Genomic DNA, 2362 nt, shown 5'->3' with positions numbered 1-2362 from the left:
TCCCGGCCCCCTCGGGCTCCGCCCCGACATACACCCCGCCGTCCTCGGCGATCCAGAACAGCCCGACCATGGCCATGAGTTGCCTCCCCAGCAACGCCCTACACGTATCGCCTGGTGAGACACCACCTGGAGCCGGTTGGTTCAGTCGGGTGTGGCCAGTGGGCAACTTGCCGGGCCGAGCGTCAGGTCCGGAGCCGACCGGTGACGGCCTCCGTGACGGCGAATCCCTTCGCCGGGCCCTCGGGAATGACGACCTCCGTGCCGTAGGGCACACGGTGGATGTCCTCCCAGTCCGCCTTGTCGGGGCGAGGCCCGGTGAAGAGAGTGACCGCCCCCTCGCCGTCGTGGTCGTCGATGACGACGTACACAGGAATGCCGGCACGCGCGTACTCACGGCGCTTCCTGACCCGGTCGCGGTCCCGGTTCCGCGTGCCAGGCGAGACCACCTCGACGATGAGTTGGACGGAGTCGGCCCTGACCCCCATGTCCTCTTCGTCGCGACACGACTCGGTGTCCTCCGGGGCGACAAAGGCGTCCGGCACCCAGACCTTGCGCTCGTGGATCACGTTCACATCCTGGTGGCAGGCGTATTCGCCGCCGTCCAGGAATCTGTCCAGAGCCCTGCGCACACGGTTGGCGATCAGACCGTGCGAGCGGCGGGCGGTGGGCGACACCTCGATGGCTCCCTCGATGATCTCGGCGCGGTAGCCCTCGGGGAGATCCATGGCCTTCCACGCCTGCCACAAGACCTCGTCGAAGTGGGGTTCGTTCACGAATTCAGCCCCGGCCTCTGACATGATCTCGGGCCTCTCATGTGCAAGAGCGGTCAAGACGGCACCTCCTCCTCAAGTGTGGGCTTGACGTGCTTGAGGCACAAGCAACACCGACACGCTAGGCGGCCACCTGGCCTCACCTGCGAATACACCGTCACGTCACTCGAACTGGTGACGTAGGCACGAGCAGCGGTTTCGGCGGGTCGCGAGGATCGGGACGGCCCGCCGTGCGCCGCCGGGCCCCGCCGGGCCGGTGATTGTCTCCGTCACGGCGCGTCCCTTGGCGGGCCCCCAGGAAAACCCGGCGGCCGCCCGGCGCTGTGGTCCTGCTCCTTCGGCCCGCTCCGACCACCTGCGGTGTTCAAGGCCGGTCGGCTCAGCAGCAGGTCTATCACGCCCGTCAGGCCCTCCTTGCCGTCGGCCTCGGTCAGGCGACGGTGCATCAGCTCGAAGTAGGGGCTGAGGAGTTCGGGGCTGACGCCCTGTTGCCGCGCCGTCTCCAGGAACGTGGGCGTGCCGGCCACCTGCATGGCAAGGTCGGAGACGACGTTCCTGGTGTAGTCGCCGCTGCGCAGCTGGTCGGCGGTCTGGTGCACGGACGGGGCCATCGCGGTGAGCCAGCCGGCGAGCAGCGGGGCGAACTCGGTGGGGTCGATGTCCTCCCCGCGAATCAGCGCGAAGGCGTGCGCGGCGCCCGCGAACATGCCGTACATGGCGCTGAGCAGTGCCACGTCGTACAGGGCGGCGAAGCCCGCGTTCCCGCCGACGTACGTGGTGCCCGCCGGGACGCCCAGGGTCTCCCGGTGCTGCTCGAACAACTCCTGCGAGCCGCTGTAGAAGACATAGCCGCCGGCCTGCGGGACGCCGATCATCGGGGGGACGGCCATGATCCCGCCGTCCAGGTAACGGGCGCCGCGCTCGCTGGCCCACGCGGCGCGGGCACGAGCCTGTTCGGGGGTGCCGGTGGTCAGGTTGACCAGGTCACGGCCGGCCAGGTCGGTGCCGGTCAGCGCCTCGGTGACCGACGCGTCGTCCAACAGGCAGGCAACGATCAGGGAGTTTGCCGCGACCGCCTCGGCGACGCTGCCCGCGACCGTCGCGCCCTCGGCGGCGAGCGCCTCGGCACGGGCCGGGGTACGGTTCCAGACGGTGAGCGGGTGGCCGGCGGCGAGCCAGGCACGGGCCAGCGCGGTGCCCATCGCGCCGAGCCCCAACAGCGTGACGGGCGTCTTCTCGACAAGGTTCTGTGTCATGCCGAACAGGCTGGTCACAGCTCCGGGATCGATCAAGTACGCACTTGGCAGTGGGTGGTTACCCCGCGGTGAGCGGGCACGTCGGAAAGGGTGGGGCATGACGACGCTGAACCGGCCGGGCACACCGGACGGACACGTCTGCGGGATCGACACCGCGATGGAGGTGATCGGCGGCAAGTGGAAGGTGCTCATCCTCTGGGCGCTCCACGAGCAGCCCTGCCGCCGCTTCGGCGAACTGCGCCGGCTGCTCCCGGGGATCACCGAGAAGGTGCTGGCCTCCCATCTGCGGGAGCTGGAGGCCGACGGGGTCGTGCGCCGTGTCTCCTACGACGAGGT

The 2362-nt window shown here is 69.6% G+C and carries 2 protein-coding genes and 1 pseudogene; 1 reads left to right on the top strand and 2 read right to left on the bottom strand.

The genetic code is table 11. The features are described 5' to 3' along the window. Positions 1 to 182 precede the first annotated feature (182 nt). Together AOK15_RS36795 and AOK15_RS36790 are read right to left on the bottom strand one after the other, a co-directional pair. Entirely contained in the window at positions 183 to 773 is a 591-nt protein-coding gene (locus AOK15_RS36795) for a Uma2 family endonuclease (RefSeq protein WP_338059946.1), read from the bottom strand. A gap of 377 nt (positions 774 to 1150) precedes the next feature. Continuing rightward, positions 1151 to 2026, bottom strand: a pseudogene (locus tag AOK15_RS36790) (NAD(P)-dependent oxidoreductase); the annotation flags it as partial. Between the two features lie 97 nt (positions 2027 to 2123). On the opposite strand from AOK15_RS36790, the gene AOK15_RS36785 reads away from it, so the two are divergent. Then, on the top strand, positions 2124 to 2362 hold a 239-nt coding region (locus tag AOK15_RS36785), incomplete at its 3' end, for a winged helix-turn-helix transcriptional regulator (protein ID WP_055522936.1).

This window comes from Streptomyces ossamyceticus (genome assembly GCF_001418475.1).
GTDB classification, from domain to species: domain Bacteria; phylum Actinomycetota; class Actinomycetes; order Streptomycetales; family Streptomycetaceae; genus Streptomyces; species Streptomyces ossamyceticus.
The sequence above is the reverse complement of the archived record's forward strand: the minus strand, read 5'-3'. Positions and strand labels throughout refer to the sequence as shown.